We start from the raw sequence: 17,095 nt of genomic DNA on the forward strand, positions 1-17,095 counted from the left end.
CGGCCGAACCGTCGACTTAGGAGAATCGCGCGGCGACGTCGGCCTCGGTGATGATCCCGACCGTCTCGCCGGCCTCGGTGATCATCACGGCCTTGTAGTGTTCGAGCAGGTTGCTGATCTCGTCCAGGGTCGCGTCCTTCGAGACGGTCGGGAAGCTCTCGCTCATGTGACCCTCGATCGGCTCGTCGCGGGCTTCGGAGTCGAGGTGGACGAGGTCGCTCTGGCTGATCGAGCCGACCGGAATGCCGTCCTGGATCACCGCGAGCTGGGAGTAGGCCTCCTCCTCCATCTTGCGGGCGGCTTCAGCGACGGCGTCGTCGGGGGCGACGCTGACGACCGCCTCGTTCATCAGGTCCTCGGCGCGGACGACGTCGCTCTCGGCGGTCTCGAGGGCGTTGACGATCCGCCGCAGCGTCGAGAGCCGCGGGTCGACGTCGCCGCCCTCGATCCGGGCGATCAGGGGCTGGGAGACCTCGGCGGTCTCGGCGAGTTCGCTCTGGGTCAACCCGAGTTCGGTGCGGCGCTGGCGCAGGTCCGCGGGCGTCGGTAGCTCCATACGATCCAATAACTAAGGGTTATAGAAAGGTGTTTGGGTGGTGATCGGCGGACACGAGAGAGGAGACGCCCGCGACGTCGCTCGCGGACGCGGTCGCGGCTACTCGTCCTCGGGCGTCTCGACGATTTCGACGACCGACAGCGGGACGTCCCGCAGGGCGCCCCCGACCTCGCTCTTTGCGATCCGGGAGGCGTGTTCCTCGCTGTCGGCGTTGTACACTTCCATCTCGAGGGCGAGCCCGACGAGGGCGGTATCGGCCGCGACGAACGCCGAGTCGAACGGTTCGCCACAGGCCGGACAGCCCGTCGCGCCGACTTCGACCTCGACGTAGTCGAGCCCCTCGTTGTTGAGTCGCTTGCCCGCTTCGCTGACCGCGACGCCGATCGCGTCGTCGATCTCGTCGACGTCACGCACCAGCCACGCTGCTTCCATCGCGACGAGGTAGTTTCCCATACCGGATGGTCGGTCCGGGGGGTTTCTTGCTTTGCGGTTCCGGGTCGTCCGGGGTCGACGGCGCGCACGGGAAGCCGATAATCCCGATACGTTACGAGAATCGGCCGGATCGATTCGACCCAGGATAGTCGAATCCCGACCTCGAGGCACACTCGGTTGGTCGATATTCAAGTCAGCTTTAATCGCAAGACAGCGCCGACCCAATCGTGGATGAACGACCATTATACTCTCCGCTCGGCAGGAACGCTTATATACTGCCTCGGTCTCCCAACGGGTGAACGCCGATGAAAACCCGCGCGTACCACGCGACGCTGTTCGCACTGTACCAACTCAGCATCGTCGTCGGCATCTTCGTGATGCCGCTCGCGATGGCGACCCGCCAGGCCGGCTACACCCTCCCGATCCACCGCCTGATCGAAACCGTCGGCGAGGCCTACGACGACGTCAGCCAGGAGTGAACTGAGGATCGTTTTCCGCCCGTCGGCGCCGTCTCCCGTTCTCGAGCGGCGGCGCCGAGGAACCGCCGGTACCGGAAACGAGGGTTGTTACCGCCGATGTTTTATATGGTCCCGGCCGTAACTTTCGGTCAATGCGTACGCCTACTCACGACTCGGACTTTTCCCGAACGAGCGAGCAGCTATCGGCCGAGACGAACCCCTACGAGCCCGAAGTCGGCTCGCTACCGCGAAACGACCTCTCGACCGCCGACCTCGACAACGTCAACAAGACCGGGACGACGACGATCGGCATCACGACCGCCGACGGCGTCGTCATCGCGACGGACATGCGCGCCAGCCTCGGCGGCCGGTTCGTCTCGAACAAGAACGTCCAGAAGGTCGAGCAGATCCACCCCACGGCCGCGCTGACGATGGTCGGCAGCGTCGGCGGCGCCCAGTCGTTCATCTCGAGTCTCCGCGCCGAGGTCAACCTCTACGAGGCCCGCCGCGGCGAGCACATGAGCATGGACGCGCTCGCGACGCTCGCCGGGAACTTCGCCCGGGGCGGTCCGTTCTTCGCCATCCACCCGATCCTGGGCGGCGTCGACGCCGAGGGCAGCCACGTCTACAGCATCGACCCCGCCGGCGGCGTCATGGAGGACGACTACACCGTCACCGGCTCCGGGATGCAACTGGCCTACGGTCACTTAGAGCAGGCCTACGAGGACGACATGTCCAACGACGAGGCCAAGACCGTCGCCGCGCGCAGCATCAAGTCCGCTGCCGAACGCGACACCGGCTCCGGCAACGGCGTGTTCCTCTGTGAGATCACCGAGGAAGGCGTCGACATCCACGGCCACCACGACTTCGAGGAAGTCATATAAGCGAATCGCCGTTCGGTCCTGCCGTTTCCCGTTCTCCTCGCATTCTCGAGCCCCACCGACGACAGGAACCAGCCGCGGCTCCGTCCGTCGGATCGGGATAACAGTTATACTGTCAGTTGTTAGTTGATAACACATGGCGGAAGGCTACAATCTCGAGAGCTACGAGGCGGCCCGCGAATCGTTCGGCTGGAAGGACATCTACGCCGAGGCGGACTGGGACGCCCCCGAAGAGATCAACGTCGCCCACGAGGTCTGCGACCGCCACGTCGCGGGCGGGGATCGGATCGCGCTCCGGCAGGTCGGCGTCGACGGCGAGTCACGCACCCTCACGTTCGAGGAGTTGGCCGAGCGAACGAACCGGTTCGCGAACGTCCTCGAGGAGTGCGGAATCGAGCGGGGCGAACGGGTGTTCTCCTACATGCCTCGGATTCCCGAACACTACATCGCGCTGGTGGGAACGCTCAAGCGCGGCGCCGTCTTCGGCGGGGTCAACGAACGGTTCGGGCCCGACGGCATCTCCTACCGACTGGACGACTGCGACGCCTCGGCGATCGTCACGACCAGCGACAACTTAGAGACCGTCGAGGACGCCCTCTCCGAGGCGCCGTCAGTCGAGCACGTCCTCGTCGTCGACCGCGGCGAGGGGGTCGGCGAGCGGATCGACCTCGAGGACGCGCTGGCAGAGGCCGACCCCGGGTACGAGACGGCCCGGACGGGCGGCGAGGACGACGCCCTGTTGTACTACACGAGCGGGACGACGGGTCCGGCGAAGGGCGTCCTCCACAAACACCGCTGGGTAACGGGGGTCGCGGCGACCCAGCACTTTGCGGCCGACCTCCGCGAGGACGACGTTTATTGGTCGACCGGCGACCTGGGCTGGCTCACCGGGCCGATCAACACCCTGGGCGCGTGGTTCTGGGGGACCGAACTGTTTACCTACGAGGGCGAGTTCGACCCCGAGACCTGGGCAGACCTGCTCGACGAGTACCCGATCACGGTGCTGTTCAGCGTCCCGACTGCCTACCGGATGCTCCGAGAGAACGAGTCCGTCCTCGAGGGCTGCGATCTCGACCTGCGTCACGCGCTCTCGATCGGCGAACCGCTCTCGGCGGGCGTCGTCGAGTGGGGCGAGGACGTCCTCGGTGTGACCGTCCACGACACCTACGGCCAGACCGAGACGGGCAACATGATCATCAACAACTACCCGGCGATGGAGCTGCGGGCCGGCAGCATGGGAAAACCGCTGCCCGGAATCACCGCCGCCATCGTCGACCCGGAGACGGGCGAGGTGCTCGGACCGGGCGAGACCGGCGAGATCGCCCAGCGTGGCGACTACCCCTGTTTCTTCGCCGAGTACTGGCGGAAACCGGAGAAGACCCGAGACTGCTTCGTCGACGGACCCGATGGTGAGTGGTACCTCTCGGGCGATCTGGCCCACACGGACGAGGACGGCTACTTCTGGTTCGAGGGACGGGCCGACGACGTGATCATCTCCTCGGGGTACCGGATCGGTCCCTTCGAGGTCGAGAGCTCGCTGGGCGAACACGAGGCCGTCGCTGAAGGAGCGGTCGTTCCCAAACCCGACCGCCAGCGCGGGACGATCGTCAAGGCCTACGTCGTCCCCAGCGAGGGAACGGATCCCTCCGAGGCGGTAAAAGAGGACATCAAGACCTACGTCCGCGAGGAGCTCTCGGCCCACGAGTACCCCCGCGAGATCGAGTTCCGCGAGGAGCTCCCGAAGACGGTGACCGGAAAGATCCGACGGACCGAACTACAGGACGACGCAGCCGAGGAGGCAGACGCAACCGAAACGGCCTGAGAACGCTCGAGATCGACCCATCAGTCGGTTCGCTGGGTCGCCTCGAGTTCGGCCTCGCGTTCGTCGAGTTCGGGGGTCTCGATGCGCTGTGCGCGGCCCGTCTCGCTCGAGCGGTAGATCGCGTCGATCACGCGCTGGACGGTCAGAGCCTCCTCGATGGTGTTCGTCTCGGGCTCGACGCCCGCGACGACCGTCTCGAGGAATCGGGCGTCCTGTTCCTGGTGACCCGTCAGCGAGGCGTCGCCGGTGAGATTGACGTCGGCGTAGTGGTCACAGCCCGCGGTACCGGCCTCGAGGATCTCCATGTCGGTCGCGCCGATGTCGAACTGAGCGCCCGCGTCGGTGCCCCGCACGCGGAAGTCCATGCTCGGCTCGCGGTTGGTCGCCCAGGCGGCCTCGAGCGAGATCGTCCGTCCGTCCTCGCAGCGAACGAAGGCGCTGACGGAGTCGTCGACCTCGTAGGACTCGGCCGTTCCGTCCCAGGCGTCGCCGAACCCGTCGGGGTCGGCGTAGTCGTCGTCCATCCCGAACGTCGAGCGGGCGACGCCGCTGACCTCGACGACCTCGGGGAAGTCCATCGCGTACAGCGCGAGGTCGATCGCGTGGACGCCGATGTCGAGCAGCGAGCCGCCGCCGGCCAGGTCGGCGTCGGTGAACCACGAGCCGGGGCCGGGCACCCCGCGCCGTCGAACGTAGTTGGCCTCGACGTGAGTAAGCTCGCCGAAGCGGTCGCGTTGTTCGTCGAACATCGCCATCGAGGCGGCGTGGCGGTTGTGGAACCCGACCATGCAGATCCCCTCGGCCTCGGCCGCCGCGTCGGCGATCCGCTCGGCGCTCTCTACGGTGTGGGCGAGCGGTTTCTCCACGAGGACGTCCCGTCCCGCCTCGAGAGCGTCGACCGTGATCGGCTCGTGAAAGCGGTTCGGCGTCGTCACGATGACGGCGTCGACGTTCTCGTCGGCGACCAGCCCCTCGTGGGTCTCGTAGGTTGCGGCGTCGAACTCGGCAGCGAACCCCTCCCGTTGTCCCTCGACGAGGTCGGCGCCGGCGACCACGTCCGCGCCGAACTCCTCGACGTTTCGGGCGTGGAGGTGGCCCATCCCGCCGAGACCGACGACGCCGACGCCGACGTCCGCTTCGATCACCGAGAAACCCCCCGTTTCTCACCCGTCGTCTCAGTTTCTGTACCGAAAACCCCGAATTTCGCCGTCGTTTGCGCGCGGTTCCAATTCATACCGGAACGCGGGCAGCGATTGAGATAAGTATTGTGTCCCGGAAATCTGTACGGCGAGGTTCATGTACGCTTCGGTACAGTACCATCGGGTGTGACCACCGACAGATACTACGGGTATTCCGACGTTACTATCGAACGAGAGGTTCCATCGCGGGAAATCGTCCGTTGCTCGCGGCGGAGCCGGAACCGATCGGGCCAGCTAAGAACCTGTGGGCGGGAGCACCCGTCGATGGTCGCAGTCACGATCTGGAACGAGTTCCGACACGAACGCGAAGACGAGGCCGCCGCCGCGGTCTACCCCGACGGGATCCACGAGGCGCTCGCGGACGTCTTCGCGGACGCCCACGAGGTGCGGACGGCTACGCTCGACGAGCCCGACCACGGGCTCACCGAGGACGTCCTCGAGGCCACCGACGTCCTGCTGTGGTGGGGCCACATCGCCCACGACGAGGTCGCCGACGAGATCGTCGACCGCGTTCAGGAACGGGTTCTGGAGGGGATGGGGCTGATCGTCCTCCACTCGGGACACTTCTCGAAGGTATTCAAGCGCCTGATGGGGACGACCTGTAACCTCCAGTGGCGCGAGGACGGCGGTCGCGAACGGCTGTGGGTCGTCGATCCCGGCCACCCGATCGCCGACGGGCTCGAGGAGTCGATCGAACTCCCGACGACGGAGATGTACGGCGAGCCCTTCGACGTCCCCGAGCCCGACCGACTCGTCTTCACGAGCTGGTTCGAGGGCGGCGAGGTGTTCCGCAGCGGCTGCTGTTACCGGCGCGGGAACGGCCGGATCTTCTACTTCCGTCCCGGCCACGAGACGTACCCGATCTACGAGAACGAGGAGATCCAGCGGGTCCTGCACAACGCCGTCGAGTGGGCGAGTCCGCGCGCGGGCTCGCCGCGGACGTTCGGCGAGCGAGAATAGCAACACGGTTTCGTTATTCAGAATCCCGTCTGAAACTCGCGTTAGGTCCAGGTGAAGCAGATATCACGGCCAGCATCCGCGAGCGAAGCGAGCGGTTCCCCGCCGAAGCGGGCGAAGCCCGCGGAGGTGGCTTTTTAGCGTAGATTTTTGAGGAGTGGTGAGCGAGCCCTGCGAGCGAACCCGACGAGAAAAAGGTACATCTGTACTCTCGAGGTAATGGATATCGTGTTTGGCTGATGAGGAGGAGCATCGCTCCGTTCCGAACAGCCCTTAGCGGCCGACGTCCCGTCGGCATCCTCCCGAACGAGTGCGTCGTCGGACTGGACGAGCCCGTAGAGGACGACCGCTCAGCCGCTTCGACGGGTATCGACGAGCTCGACGGTGACCTCGAGATCCGTTCCGGTCGCGGACTCCAGGCGCTCGCGAACCGCGTCGGCGAACGCCGGCGGCTCCGTCTCGCCGGGCGGCCGCTCGACGAGGACGACCGCCGACGGTCGGTCCCCGGTGTAGACGTCGACGGGGTCGTAGTCGACGTCGACCTCGCGAAACGCCAGTTCGGCGACGGCGGGATCATCGCTCATTGCCTCGAGCTCGGTCCGGACGTCGTGTTCGACGGCCGCGGCCTGGTAGGTGCCGTAGGTGGTGCCGGCGAGGACGACCGAGAGCACCGCGATGGCGACGAGGAGGACGGCGACGCGGGACCGCAGTCGACCGTAGGCGGGGCCCACGCGGTCCGCGCGGCGGGGACGGTACCCCGAAACCCACAGCAGGAGCAACGCGGTAAGGTTAATCGAGAGCAGGTTGACGAGGACCAGCGCGCCGGCGGTGAGGACGACCGTCGGGTGTCCCCAGGCGATACCCAGCCCGACGGTCGCGGCGGGCGGAACGAGCGCGACCGCGATCGCGACGCCGACCAGCGCCGATCCGACGTCGCGGACGAGGCTGACGGCGCCGGCGATCCCGGATCCGAGGGCAAGAAACAACGCGAGCAGATTCGGCGTCGTCCGTTCGTCGATCTGCGGAATCGTCGTGATGTCGAGCCCGGGCGGGAGCAACATCGTCCCCCGGAGCGCCCACCCGATCGCGGCGGCCGTCAGGACCGCCAGCGCGAGCCCGGCCGTTTGCAGGACGATCCCGCGGGTGGCCAGGTGATCGTCGTCGACCACGACGCCGACGCTCGCCGAGAGCGCGGGCCCCATCAGCGGCGCCACGACCATCGCACCGATGATCGTCGCCGCCGAGTCGAGCAGTAATCCGGCGGTTGCGATGACGGCGCTCACCAGGAGCAACGCGAAGTACGTCGACGCGGCGGGTGCGAGGTCCGCCGCTCGCGACTGCAGCTCCTCCCGAGAGATTCTCGTCCCGTCGAACGCGGCGGTCAGCTCGTCGGTCCTGTTCGAGACGATCGCCTCCGCGGCCGTGACCACGGCGTACGCGTCCGGATCCAGCCCGGCGTCGCGAAGCGCCGAGAGCAACGGTTCGACGGCAGCCGGCGGGACGGGAATCGAGACGAGGGCCTCGAACTCTCCCCGGCTGCCCTCCTCGGAGACGGCGTAATCGAGACCCGTCGCGTCCGCCGTTTCGAGGACGACCTCCAGTTCGCCGCGAGGAACGAACACCTGTACGAGTCGCATACCCCACCCTACGTCGGTCTCGAGGATACCCTGTCCTCACGGAACGGTGACGGTTCGTGCGACGAGAACGGACCCCGGATCCGGCTACAGCTCCTGGCGCCCCTCGTCGGTGATCACGTCCTCGAGCAGGTCGACCGGCGTCGCGTCGTAGGAGGGGTTCTCGATCGCGAACCCCTCGGCGGGCTCGGACATCACCTCGCTGCCGGGGCGGTACTCGTTCTCGAAGACGAACCCCTCGCCGACGATCTTCGAGGCCGAGCCGACGACCGTGACCGGGACGTCGAGCTGGGCCGCCGTCGCGGCGATGGGGAACGTTCCGACCCGGTTGTACAGCGTCTCGTCGACGATGCAGTCCATCCCGACGACCACCCGATCGCAGTCCTCCAGGTAGAGCCCGTGGGCGCTGTCGGTGATCAGCGTCGCGTCGACGCCCTCGAGATCGGCCAGCGTCCGAGCCGTCTTCCGGCCGATGTACCGGGGTCGGGCCTCGGTGATGTAGACGTCGAACTCCTTGCCGGCCTCGACGGCTCGCTCTACGGCCTCGAGGACCGTCGAGGAGTAGTCGTGGGTCAGCAGGGTCGCACCGTCCTCGAGGTGGGAAACGGCGTTCTCGGCGGCCAGATCCTTCCCCGCTTCGACCCGGGAGACGACCGCGTCGATTCGCTCCCGGGTGAGCTCCTTGGCCTCCGCGACCGTGTCGACGTCGGCCTCGGTGACGTCGTCGACGACCTCCCGCACGGCGTTTTGCAGCGAGGCGTGGGAGGGGTTCGCCCGGCGCAGCACCGAGCCGTTGCGCTCGAGGGCGCGCTCGTACTCCTCGAGCGTGGCGAACTCCCGCTCGAGGAGTTCCTCGAGCGCTCGTGTCGCGTTTACCGCGACTACCGAGGAGCTGTGCGTCTGCAGGTCCTTGATCTCCTCGACCGTCTCGTCGATCATACCTCTACGGATTCCCGTAACGGCAAAAGGTGTTCCGGGTATTCCGCGAGACGACGACGGGACGAGCGCTGCTCCCGTCAGTCGAACTCGAAGCTCCGAACCAGTTCGTCCGCGATGCGCTCGCGAAACTCCGCGAGGACGGTGTCGAACTGCTTGGTGTCGTCGACCGCGGCCCGGACCGCCTCGACGCGTTCCTCGGGAAGGTCGATCCGGAACTCGCGGTCGCCGACGTAGACGGGCTCGCTCTCGTTCAGGACCTTTCGGTCGATCGCGCGGAGGATCTCGGAGTCGTACCTTCCGTGGAGCTGGTTGTACGCGTTCGAGTACGCCGCCTCGAGCTCCTCGAAGTAGTGGACGTACTTCTCCTCGAACTTCTCGGGGTCGAACTCGGTCACGGTCGGTCCTCGGGGAGCGAGCGAGTAAACGGTTCGGAACCGCGGCCCCGTCGGGCGTCCTCGAGCGGCGACCCCTCGAGGGCGAGTCGGGTCCGTCCCGCAGGCTTACGTCCGCGAGCGCCCTAGGACAGTCGATGACCGTCACCGTCCGTTACACCTGTCCCCACTGCGACGCGGTCCACAGCCTCGAGCGCCCGCCCGACCTCGCGGATCGATCGGTGACGACGGTCTCACAGCCGGGCTGGGAGTACGCCGCCCCGGACGACCCCGACCGCGAGGACGCCGACGGGATCGCCTTCATCTGTGGCGAGGACGACCCGACGACGGATCTCGAGGGCGAACCGATCGAGGGCTGTGGGCGTCCCTTCTACCTCAATTTCGTCAGGTGCGAGCAGGGGGTCGAGCTCGAGCCCGATCCGCCGACCTACGGCGGCCCGCGGTTCGATTTCAACGCGTGAATCGCCTCGGGATCGAGCCCCGTTCTAGACGGACGACGAGGGAGTCCGGTGAGTACACGGCGAACCTGAACCATCCGCCGCTCGGGATCTTCCCTGTTCATGCCGGGGAGGACATCACCCCTCTGCCGAGAACTCGATTAGAGTCTACGCTGAACTACCGCTTTAGCGGTGGGTCGTTTACCGGTCCTGGGAGTGAACAACCAGTTCGTCACCTTCGAACCGGATCCGATAGCGGTCGATAGTGAAAGAGACGGTAACTTCCTCGGATTGCTGGTCTCCGACGAGCGCGTCGAGTGCGTCCGGGTCGACGTACTCGTGCAGAGTGATTTCGAGCTCGGCTGCAAGTTCGGTGGGGTCGATACCCGTGACGGTCGCGAGGGCGGAGACTGCGGCGATACTCGGTGGCGTAACCGACCAATCGTACGCTCTCTGGAAGTGAATAGTGGCCGAATCAGACGCGGTCGAATCGGACTCACACCCGTCGCTCGACTGGGTGTCCTCATCCATAGCCGGCCTATGCTAGTGGCCCACATAAATGTACTGTGACTTTTCGAGTGAATGCTGGTGTGTATTTACGGCTCTCGTTTTCCGGGGAGTCGTCGCGTAAAGATCCCTTGAAGGACGACGGGGCTATTCGGCTCGCCTAACGCGTCCTCCTCGAGAGACGAACCTTCGGGCCGGGAACGACGAACACGGTCGCCCGAATCGAAACCGCAACACTTCTCGCATACGTAGGGTTCAAGGCGTCTTTTCCCGTAGCTGCGGGTAGTGACCCAGGATCTCATCGCGGTGTTGTTCGGCGACCCGTTCGCCGTGATGAACACGATCGGGTTGGTCGCGTTCGCGCTCGTCGGCTCGAGCAAGGCGATCCGGGAGCGGTTCGACCTGTTCGGCATCGCCGTCGTCGGACTGGCGATGGCGTTCGCCGGCGGGATGACGCGCGATATCTTCGTGGCTCGCGTTCCGTTGGCGCTGCAGTCGCCCCTCGAGATCGCGCTCGGACTGCTCGGCGTGGGCTTAGCGATCGCCCTGAGCGTCGTCCTGAACTCGCCGGACGAGCACCCCATCACGCTCGTTTCGGACGCGATCGGACTCGCCGCCTTCGCCACGACGGGTGCCATCGTCGCGACCGAGACGGGCGTTTCGGCGTTCGGCGTCGTCGCGATCGCGACGATCAACGCGGCGGGGGGTGGCGCGGTCGCCGACATCCTGCTCGATCGATCGCCCTTTATCCTCCTCGAGGACTTCTACGCGAGCTGTGCGGTGCTGGGCGGGAGCGCGTACTGGCTCGCTGAGACGGTGGGAGCGACCGAGGGAACCGCCGCCGCGGCGTGTGCGGCGGTGACGCTCGCGACCCGGTTAGTTGCGGTGTCGTACGACTGGCGCCTCCCGACGGCACAGAAGCTGGGGTCGCTTCGCAACTAGTCGCGCCTCTCCGGTCGGGGCGCCGACGCCCGTATCCGAACACAACCCTTTTCGACGGCGGACCGTTCCCTCCGGTATGGACGAAGCCGCCGTTCGCGACCGCCTCCGGACGGTCGAAGATCCGGAGCTCGAGGACGACATCGTCTCGCTCGGGCTCGTCAACGAGCTCTCGGTCGATGGCGAGGAGGTCGATATCGACCTCGCACTCGGGGCGCCGTACTCCCCGACCGAGACCGACATCGCCGGCGAGGTCCGGGAGTTGCTCCTCGAGGAGGGTCTCGAGCCGAACCTGTCGGCGAGCATCCCCGACCGGGACGCCAACGCCGCCTCGGCGGACGAGCAGGTGCTACCGGGAGTGAAAAACGTCATCGCGGTCGCCTCCGGGAAGGGCGGGGTCGGCAAGTCGACCGTCGCGACCAACCTCGCGGCCGGACTCTCCCAGTTGGGCGCCCGCGTCGGCCTGTTCGACGCCGACGTCTACGGACCGAACGTTCCGCGGATGTTCGACGCCGACGAGCCCCCGATGGCGACCGAAGAGGAAACCCTCGTTCCGCCCGAGAAGTACGGCGTGAAGCTGATGAGTATGGCCTTCCTCACCGGCGAGGACGACCCCGTCATCTGGCGAGGGCCGATGGTCCACAAGGTCATCACCCAGCTCACCGAGGACGTCGAGTGGGGATCGCTGGACTACCTGATCGTCGACCTGCCGCCGGGGACGGGCGACACCCAGCTGACGATGCTCCAGACGATGCCCGTCACGGGCGCGGTGATCGTCACGACTCCCCAGGACGTCGCCCTGGACGACGCCCGGAAGGGCCTCGAGATGTTCGCCAAACACGACACTGTCGTCCTCGGCATCGCCGAGAACATGTCGACGTTCGCCTGTCCCGACTGCGGCGGCGAACACGACATCTTCGGCTCGGGCGGGGGCGAGGAGTTCGCCGAGACCCACAACATGCCCTTTTTGGGGTCGATCCCGCTCGACCCGACCGTCCGCGAGGGCGGCGACGGCGGGGAGCCGACCGTCGTCTCGGACGACGGCGAGACCGGGGACGCGTTCCGGACGATCACCGAGAACGTCGCGAACAACACGGGAATCGTCCACCGGCGCGCCGTCTCGCAGTCGTCCGAGCGGGAGTCACACGCGCCGAACCGATGACCGACGACGAGTTCGAACCCGACCCCGAACGGGTCGCCGCGCTCCGCGAGATCGCCGACGAGATCCGCGGCGAGAGCAGCGAGCGCAAACAGCTCGCGAACATCCTCTACCGGACCAGCGACCTCTACGACGAGAGCGAGGACACCTCGCCCGAGGAGATCGTTCGCAACGTGAAGTTCATCCTCGAGGTCACGGAACGCGGCGGGCTGGGTCGCTGAAGGGTCCGACTCTCGAAAGTCGCCGAAACCGGCTGGCCGTTCTAGCGGACACGCCCTTTCCGACGTCTGTCGACACCCTTTGGAGGGACGCGTCTCGGACCGTTTGCTCTACTCCGCCTCCAGAATGCGGCGTAGATTCTCGCCCTCCTCTCGCATGTGCACCCGGACGGCGTCGAACTCCCGTCGGTTGAGCCGCGCGCCGATCGGTCCCGTTCGTACCTCGATTCGCTGCGTGAGTTCGCAGCCGGTCGGACGAGGATCGATGGTGAAACTGATATGCGGCATGAGAAGGCCGACCAGCCGCGACGTCGGTTTGAACTCGATGTACCGATCGGGGTCCACGTTCGTGAACCGAACCGTCTTCTGTTGGTGTTTCCCCGCGATTCGCTCCTCGAAGTAGGCTTCTCCGTCGCTTACGAGCCCGTCCGCGTCGACCCACCGAAATTCGATGTGGTCGGGGTGCCACCGTTCGTAATTCTCCGCCATCGTCTCGAAGAAGTGGAACACCTCTCGAGGCGACGCCTCCACCTCCGTGGACTCTTCCAGGATCATCCGTCACTCACCGATCGGTGGCCCTCGACCATAGCTGTGTCCGGCGTTCGATCGACTCGCGTCCGCTCCGCCGGGGTCCGCGAGCGAGCGCTTCGTCCGACGACCAGGCGCGTCGCTTTTGGTTCCCTGCACCGAGACTCCACCGTGGACGCGAATCAGCGAACCCGCTCGAACCCGTACGGAATGGACGAGGACTGTCGGAACTGCCCGGCGCTGTGCGAGACGCGCACACAGGTCGTCCACGGCTACGGCGACGTCGGCGCCGACTTCCTGTTCGTCGGCGAGCGACCGACGGCCAGGGCCGACGAGGTCGGCGTGCCGTTTCTCGCCGACGACTCCGAGGAAAGTGGCGACGGCACGTCTCTGCGACGACTCCTCGAGCGACTGGGCCTCTGCGACGCGACCTCGCCCGACGATCGCCCCGAGCTCGAGAACGTCTACCTGACGAACCTTACCAGGTGTCGCGACCCCGACCGAAAGCCGACGGACGAGGAGATCGGCAACTGCGAACCCTACCTCAACGCCGAGATCCGGATGATCAACCCCGAGATCATCGTCCCCGTCGGCGAGCGCGCCCTCGCCGAGATCGGCGTCGAGTACACGACGACGCCCGTCGAGGAGCTCGACCTCGAGGCCGACCACGCGACGACGATCCGCGGACGCGGGTTCGAGCTCGCGCCGATGATCGACCCCCGCGAGCAGACTGACGAGCAGACCCAGGCGTGGCTCGAGCGCTTCGCGGAGCTGATGGCCTCCGACTACAGGCAGACGAAGGGGCGACGGAGCCGGTAGTTCGACTACCAGTACGGGTTTCGCAGCGTCCGCGCCGACCGCGCGCCGACGAAAGCCAGCGCGCCGACGACGGCGACCGCCACGGCCAGCGAGCCGACGGTCGGCGCGAGCCACTCGCCGGGCGAGCCGACGACGTAGCCGGCGAGGAAACCGCCGACGCCGATTCCGACGACCAGTGCGACCGCGAGCGTTCCGACCAGTCCGGCGCTCGAACGCGAGTCCATACCGGTACACTGGCCCCGGTCCACATAGTTCTACGCCGGCGGCGCGACGACTCGAGCGGGAGCCGCCGCGTTCAAGGTCGGGCGCGACCGAGGATCGCGTATGATCGTCGTCGTCCCCGTCGACCCGCCCCGCGAGGGGCTCGTCCTGTCGTCGCTCGCCGACCGAACCGTCCTGACCGAGGCCGAGGTCCGCGAGCTCTACGAGGCGAGCGTCGTCGACGTCGTCCGCGCCGTCGCGGCGAGCGGCGGCGACCTGCTCGTGAACTACCGCGACGAGGACACCCTCCCCGACTCGATTGCGGCCGATCCCGAGGCTGAGGCCCGCGAGCTGGCCACCGCCGCGCTCGGCGACCTCGAGGACGTCCGATTCGAACGCCAGGTCGGCTCGACCCGTTCGGCCCGGATCGGGAACACGGTCACGCACCTCCTCGAGCGGGAAGAGGCCACCAGCGTCGGGGTCCTCGAGCCGACGGCGCCGCTGGTCGTCCGCACCGAGATCGACGGCGCGGCGATGTCGCTGCGGCGCCACGACGTCGTCCTCGGGCCGTCCTCGGGCGGCCGAACCTACTTCGCGGGCTTTTCGGAACCGATCGACTTCGCGGACGCCCACGCGGTCCCCGAACTGACGACCCTCGCCGAGCGGGCCGACGCGGACGGGCTCGACGTCGGATTCGCCCCGGCGGTGCCGACGATCGCGATCGAATCCGGACTGTGCGCGACGATCGCGGGCGGCCGGGCTCGAGCGGTCGCCGACCGCTCTCAGGGGGCGACGACGACGGCGATCGCCGACGACCTGGGGCTGCGCGTCGGCGAGGGAGGGCGGATCGAACGCGAGTAGACCGATAACCCTTTTTGAGCGGGTAGAGAAGGAGTGAGTGAGGTGGGGTGGCAGAGCGGCCTAACGCGCCTGCCTTGAGAGCAGGTGGCTGTCAAGCCTCATGGGTTCAAATCCCATCCCCACCGTTTTTCGGCGAACAACTGCGACGAGCCTCGCGAGGAGCACGTGAGCCGAAAAGCGAAACGGTGGGATTTGAACGAGAGAAGACGCAGCCCGCACAGCGAACGAAGTGAGCGAGCAGGACCATCTTCGCGTAGTTCAAATCTCATCCCCACCGCGTTATCCTGAGATCGACGAACCTAGCGAGGACGTCGATATAGACGGACCGGGTGCGTCGTCCGACTCATCGCACCGAGGACGCCGATTCGGAGTGGCGCAACAGCAAGAGCAGCCCCGGCGCGAACAGGATCGCCAGCGCGATTACGAACGGCAGGACTCCGAACGGGAAGATAGTGAACAGCTGAATCCCGAGGATGACGACCAGAAGTCCGATGATGGGTTCAGCCGAAGGAGGACGTCCTCGTCGGTCATTAGTTCCGAATTTCAGACAGCACGTCAAGTGTCTTTGGGGCGCCCCGTGGCGGCCCGTAGTCTGACCGTGGTTAGCGGTAGACGCTCCGATAGCGCTCGCGGTACTCGAGCACGCCGAGCCGGGCGCGGCGCCGCGAGCGGAACCCGAATCCGACCGCGACACAGTCCGGCTCCTCGCACTCCCAGCTGAACGTCCCCGTCTGTGGGTTCCGTGCAACCGCAACGTCCGTGTCGCACCGCGGACACCGCCACCCCCACTGGATGTTGCCTGCCGCCCTTCTCGAGTCCGTCATGCCAACCCGTCTCGAGGGAGGACGGCGGAACGGAAATCGTTCGGGCTGCACATGGTGTCGCTATTTACCACGGATGGGGGCATAGAACGGTAAGAACGAGTGAATGTATGTGTGTCTTGTGGGAAACCGGACTCGCTCGAGACGGAGGGTAAATGACCGGGGTCGACCTCGGGAACAGGATCCAGTACCGAACACCGAAGAACGGCCCTCGAGTTGCCACTCGCTACGATCCCCTCCGCTCGAGCTGAACGTCCGACGAAAATCTGGACGACGAACCGGCTGCTACCGGTAGGAGAGCTCGAGCTCGAGCGCCCGCTCCAGCAGCTCGTCGTCGTAGCGCTCGGCGGTCTGGTCGGGGCGGCGGTCGTGGATCGCCCGCACCGTTCGCACGGTGTTCCGGAAGTTCTTGAACGTCGCCTCGTCGACCATCTGCCCGTCGATCGTCACGGCGCCGGTGCCCTCGCGTTTGGCCTCGTTGAACCGCTCGATCTTGTGGACGTCGCGCTCGAGTTCCTCGGGCGTGGGCATGTGGATCGTGTTGGCCTGGATCGTCTGCTTGGGGTACAGCGACCAGGAGCCGTCCAGACCCAACTGGGCCTCGCGTTCGACCTGGTCGGCGTAGGCCTCGGCGTTGTAGTAGGTCAGCCCGGCCCGTTCCTTGAACAGGTCGTCGAAGGGGCCGCCGATCGCGAGCAGCCCGCCCGCGCTGGCCTCGTTCGACAGCGCCTCGAGCAGGCCGTCCCAGCGGGGCATCCCCTCGCCGAGGTCGCGACCGCCGAGTTCGGCCGCGTAGTCGACGGGCCCGAAGATCATGGCGGTGAGCCGGGAGTCGGCGCCGAACTTCGCGATCTCGCGCAGGTCCGAGCGGGCCCGCCCCGTCTCGACGATGATCGAGAGGTCGATCGAGCCGTCGGAGTAGCCGTGCTCGCGTTCGGCTTCGGCGACGACGCCGGCGGCCCGTTCGACGTCCTCGAGGCGACCGACCTTCGGGACGACCATGCCGTCGATCTCGTCGCCGAGCTCGGCGACCAGGCGGTCGATCTGCTCGCGGCCCTTCTCCCGATACTCGCCGTCGTCGTAGGCCCACTCGACGCGGGGGTGGATCTCGCCGGGGAACTCGTGCTCGGGCACGCGATCGATCGTGTTCTCGAGCCCCTCAGCTTTCATGTCGGGTGCGGTGCCGTCCTCCAGATCGGGCACCAGCCAGTCGGGCGCCTGGAACCCCTCCGCCTCGAGGGCGGAGACGAGGTACTTCGCCGTCTCCTCCTTGGGGACGGCGGCGGGTGCGGTCTGGAACGTGCGACAGAGTCGGATCTCGGTATCGTCGGTCAT

The 17,095-nt window shown here is 66.7% G+C and carries 21 protein-coding genes and 1 tRNA gene; 11 read left to right on the forward strand and 11 right to left on the reverse strand.

Going from position 1 to position 17,095, the window contains the following annotated elements; translation table 11 throughout:
- Positions 1-16: 16 nt before the first annotated feature.
- Together GWG54_RS10350 and GWG54_RS10355 are read right to left on the reverse strand one after the other, a co-directional pair.
- Positions 17-556, reverse strand: coding sequence for a CBS domain-containing protein (locus tag GWG54_RS10350; RefSeq protein WP_167937694.1), 540 nt, complete (start codon positions 554-556; stop codon positions 17-19).
- Between the two features lie 99 nt (positions 557-655).
- Entirely contained in the window at positions 656-1,009 is a 354-nt protein-coding gene (locus GWG54_RS10355; RefSeq protein ID WP_008425994.1) for a DUF555 domain-containing protein, read from the reverse strand.
- A 284-nt stretch (positions 1,010-1,293) separates the two neighbouring features.
- Between GWG54_RS10355 and GWG54_RS10360 the strand changes: the two genes are divergently transcribed.
- The 3 genes from GWG54_RS10360 (at position 1,294) to GWG54_RS10370 (ending at position 4,149) form a co-directional block, all read left to right on the forward strand.
- Positions 1,294-1,467, forward strand: a complete 174-nt coding sequence (locus GWG54_RS10360) for a hypothetical protein (protein WP_167937695.1) — start codon at positions 1,294-1,296, stop codon at positions 1,465-1,467.
- Positions 1,468-1,598: 131 nt separating this feature from the next.
- Entirely contained in the window at positions 1,599-2,330 is a 732-nt protein-coding gene (gene psmB / locus GWG54_RS10365) for an archaeal proteasome endopeptidase complex subunit beta (RefSeq protein WP_008425991.1), read from the forward strand.
- Between the two features lie 133 nt (positions 2,331-2,463).
- Positions 2,464-4,149, forward strand: coding sequence for an acyl-CoA synthetase (locus GWG54_RS10370; protein WP_167937696.1), 1,686 nt, complete (start codon positions 2,464-2,466; stop codon positions 4,147-4,149).
- 20 nt (positions 4,150-4,169) lie between these two features.
- Here the strand turns inward: GWG54_RS10370 and GWG54_RS10375 are convergent, their stop codons facing one another.
- Positions 4,170-5,294 carry a Gfo/Idh/MocA family protein gene (locus GWG54_RS10375; RefSeq protein WP_167937697.1) on the reverse strand — a complete coding sequence of 375 codons (1,125 nt, stop codon included), beginning with the start codon at positions 5,292-5,294 and terminating at the stop codon, positions 4,170-4,172.
- A 318-nt stretch (positions 5,295-5,612) separates the two neighbouring features.
- On the opposite strand from GWG54_RS10375, the gene GWG54_RS10380 reads away from it, so the two are divergent.
- Positions 5,613-6,308 (forward strand): ThuA domain-containing protein, encoded by a 696-nt coding sequence (locus GWG54_RS10380; protein ID WP_167937698.1) that lies wholly within the window; start codon positions 5,613-5,615, stop codon positions 6,306-6,308.
- A gap of 347 nt (positions 6,309-6,655) precedes the next feature.
- On the opposite strand, the gene GWG54_RS10385 is transcribed toward GWG54_RS10380, so the two are convergent.
- From GWG54_RS10385 to GWG54_RS10395, 3 genes are all read right to left on the reverse strand, one after another.
- Positions 6,656-7,942, reverse strand: a complete 1,287-nt coding sequence (locus GWG54_RS10385) for a TIGR00341 family protein (protein WP_167937699.1) — start codon at positions 7,940-7,942, stop codon at positions 6,656-6,658.
- An 84-nt stretch (positions 7,943-8,026) separates the two neighbouring features.
- Positions 8,027-8,878, reverse strand: a complete 852-nt coding sequence (locus tag GWG54_RS10390; protein WP_167937700.1) for a translation initiation factor eIF-2B — start codon at positions 8,876-8,878, stop codon at positions 8,027-8,029.
- Between the two features lie 77 nt (positions 8,879-8,955).
- On the reverse strand, positions 8,956-9,273 hold the full coding sequence (locus tag GWG54_RS10395; RefSeq protein ID WP_167937701.1) for a DUF5783 family protein: 318 nt from the start codon (positions 9,271-9,273) through the stop codon (positions 8,956-8,958).
- A gap of 134 nt (positions 9,274-9,407) precedes the next feature.
- Between GWG54_RS10395 and GWG54_RS10400 the strand changes: the two genes are divergently transcribed.
- Positions 9,408-9,731, forward strand: a complete 324-nt coding sequence (locus GWG54_RS10400; protein ID WP_167937702.1) for a hypothetical protein — start codon at positions 9,408-9,410, stop codon at positions 9,729-9,731.
- A gap of 177 nt (positions 9,732-9,908) precedes the next feature.
- On the opposite strand, the gene GWG54_RS10405 is transcribed toward GWG54_RS10400, so the two are convergent.
- Entirely contained in the window at positions 9,909-10,238 is a 330-nt protein-coding gene (locus GWG54_RS10405) for a HalOD1 output domain-containing protein (protein WP_209438385.1), read from the reverse strand.
- Positions 10,239-10,499: 261 nt separating this feature from the next.
- Between GWG54_RS10405 and GWG54_RS10410 the strand changes: the two genes are divergently transcribed.
- The 3 genes from GWG54_RS10410 (at position 10,500) to GWG54_RS10420 (ending at position 12,533) form a co-directional block, all read left to right on the forward strand.
- The gene (locus GWG54_RS10410; protein ID WP_167937703.1) at positions 10,500-11,156 is read left to right on the forward strand and encodes a TRIC cation channel family protein; all 657 of its coding nucleotides are present in this window, start codon (positions 10,500-10,502) and stop codon (positions 11,154-11,156) included.
- A 76-nt stretch (positions 11,157-11,232) separates the two neighbouring features.
- The gene (locus GWG54_RS10415; protein ID WP_167937704.1) at positions 11,233-12,315 is read left to right on the forward strand and encodes an Mrp/NBP35 family ATP-binding protein; all 1,083 of its coding nucleotides are present in this window, start codon (positions 11,233-11,235) and stop codon (positions 12,313-12,315) included.
- The gene (locus GWG54_RS10420; RefSeq protein ID WP_167937705.1) at positions 12,312-12,533 is read left to right on the forward strand and encodes a hypothetical protein; all 222 of its coding nucleotides are present in this window, start codon (positions 12,312-12,314) and stop codon (positions 12,531-12,533) included. The genes GWG54_RS10415 and GWG54_RS10420 overlap by 4 nt, the downstream gene beginning before the upstream one ends.
- A gap of 108 nt (positions 12,534-12,641) precedes the next feature.
- On the opposite strand, the gene GWG54_RS10425 is transcribed toward GWG54_RS10420, so the two are convergent.
- Positions 12,642-13,085 (reverse strand): SRPBCC family protein, encoded by a 444-nt coding sequence (locus GWG54_RS10425; RefSeq protein WP_167937706.1) that lies wholly within the window; start codon positions 13,083-13,085, stop codon positions 12,642-12,644.
- Between the two features lie 144 nt (positions 13,086-13,229).
- On the opposite strand from GWG54_RS10425, the gene GWG54_RS10430 reads away from it, so the two are divergent.
- Complete coding sequence (locus GWG54_RS10430; RefSeq protein WP_312854274.1) at positions 13,230-13,877, forward strand: uracil-DNA glycosylase family protein; 648 nt, start codon at positions 13,230-13,232, stop codon at positions 13,875-13,877.
- Positions 13,878-13,882: 5 nt separating this feature from the next.
- Here GWG54_RS10430 and GWG54_RS10435 read toward each other — a convergent pair whose 3' ends face one another.
- Positions 13,883-14,101: a hypothetical protein gene (locus tag GWG54_RS10435; protein WP_167937707.1), complete on the reverse strand. Its 219-nt coding sequence runs from the start codon at positions 14,099-14,101 to the stop codon at positions 13,883-13,885.
- Between the two features lie 100 nt (positions 14,102-14,201).
- Between GWG54_RS10435 and GWG54_RS10440 the strand changes: the two genes are divergently transcribed.
- Together GWG54_RS10440 and GWG54_RS10445 are read left to right on the forward strand one after the other, a co-directional pair.
- Complete coding sequence (locus tag GWG54_RS10440; protein WP_167937708.1) at positions 14,202-14,939, forward strand: hypothetical protein; 738 nt, start codon at positions 14,202-14,204, stop codon at positions 14,937-14,939.
- Positions 14,940-14,980: 41 nt separating this feature from the next.
- Positions 14,981-15,064 (forward strand) — tRNA-Ser (locus GWG54_RS10445).
- A 477-nt stretch (positions 15,065-15,541) separates the two neighbouring features.
- Here GWG54_RS10445 and GWG54_RS10450 read toward each other — a convergent pair.
- Complete coding sequence (locus GWG54_RS10450; protein ID WP_167937709.1) at positions 15,542-15,763, reverse strand: hypothetical protein; 222 nt, start codon at positions 15,761-15,763, stop codon at positions 15,542-15,544.
- A 282-nt stretch (positions 15,764-16,045) separates the two neighbouring features.
- Positions 16,046-17,095, reverse strand: a complete 1,050-nt coding sequence (gene citE / locus GWG54_RS10455) for an L-malyl-CoA/beta-methylmalyl-CoA lyase (RefSeq protein ID WP_167937710.1) — start codon at positions 17,093-17,095, stop codon at positions 16,046-16,048.

This window comes from Natronococcus sp. JC468 (genome assembly GCF_012163165.1).
Taxonomy (GTDB): domain Archaea; phylum Halobacteriota; class Halobacteria; order Halobacteriales; family Natrialbaceae; genus Natronococcus; species Natronococcus jeotgali.

What these genes read in the sequence shown, in the direction of transcription:
- GWG54_RS10405 (WP_209438385.1), bottom strand. Translation starts at nt 10,238, where the DNA reads ATGGATGAGGACACCCAGTCGAGCGACGGGTGTGAGTCCGATTCGACC.
- GWG54_RS10435 (WP_167937707.1), bottom strand. Translation starts at nt 14,101, where the DNA reads ATGGACTCGCGTTCGAGCGCCGGACTGGTCGGAACGCTCGCGGTCGCA.
- GWG54_RS10440 (WP_167937708.1), top strand. Translation starts at nt 14,202, where the DNA reads ATGATCGTCGTCGTCCCCGTCGACCCGCCCCGCGAGGGGCTCGTCCTG.
- GWG54_RS10390 (WP_167937700.1), bottom strand. Translation starts at nt 8,878, where the DNA reads ATGATCGACGAGACGGTCGAGGAGATCAAGGACCTGCAGACGCACAGC.
- GWG54_RS10425 (WP_167937706.1), bottom strand. Translation starts at nt 13,085, where the DNA reads ATGATCCTGGAAGAGTCCACGGAGGTGGAGGCGTCGCCTCGAGAGGTG.
- psmB (WP_008425991.1), top strand. Translation starts at nt 1,599, where the DNA reads ATGCGTACGCCTACTCACGACTCGGACTTTTCCCGAACGAGCGAGCAG.
- GWG54_RS10360 (WP_167937695.1), top strand. Translation starts at nt 1,294, where the DNA reads ATGAAAACCCGCGCGTACCACGCGACGCTGTTCGCACTGTACCAACTC.
- GWG54_RS10415 (WP_167937704.1), top strand. Translation starts at nt 11,233, where the DNA reads ATGGACGAAGCCGCCGTTCGCGACCGCCTCCGGACGGTCGAAGATCCG.
- GWG54_RS10355 (WP_008425994.1), bottom strand. Translation starts at nt 1,009, where the DNA reads ATGGGAAACTACCTCGTCGCGATGGAAGCAGCGTGGCTGGTGCGTGAC.
- GWG54_RS10380 (WP_167937698.1), top strand. Translation starts at nt 5,613, where the DNA reads ATGGTCGCAGTCACGATCTGGAACGAGTTCCGACACGAACGCGAAGAC.
- GWG54_RS10400 (WP_167937702.1), top strand. Translation starts at nt 9,408, where the DNA reads ATGACCGTCACCGTCCGTTACACCTGTCCCCACTGCGACGCGGTCCAC.
- citE (WP_167937710.1), bottom strand. Translation starts at nt 17,095, where the DNA reads ATGACCGACGATACCGAGATCCGACTCTGTCGCACGTTCCAGACCGCA.
- GWG54_RS10370 (WP_167937696.1), top strand. Translation starts at nt 2,464, where the DNA reads ATGGCGGAAGGCTACAATCTCGAGAGCTACGAGGCGGCCCGCGAATCG.
- GWG54_RS10350 (WP_167937694.1), bottom strand. Translation starts at nt 556, where the DNA reads ATGGAGCTACCGACGCCCGCGGACCTGCGCCAGCGCCGCACCGAACTC.
- GWG54_RS10420 (WP_167937705.1), top strand. Translation starts at nt 12,312, where the DNA reads ATGACCGACGACGAGTTCGAACCCGACCCCGAACGGGTCGCCGCGCTC.
- GWG54_RS10385 (WP_167937699.1), bottom strand. Translation starts at nt 7,942, where the DNA reads ATGCGACTCGTACAGGTGTTCGTTCCTCGCGGCGAACTGGAGGTCGTC.
- GWG54_RS10450 (WP_167937709.1), bottom strand. Translation starts at nt 15,763, where the DNA reads ATGACGGACTCGAGAAGGGCGGCAGGCAACATCCAGTGGGGGTGGCGG.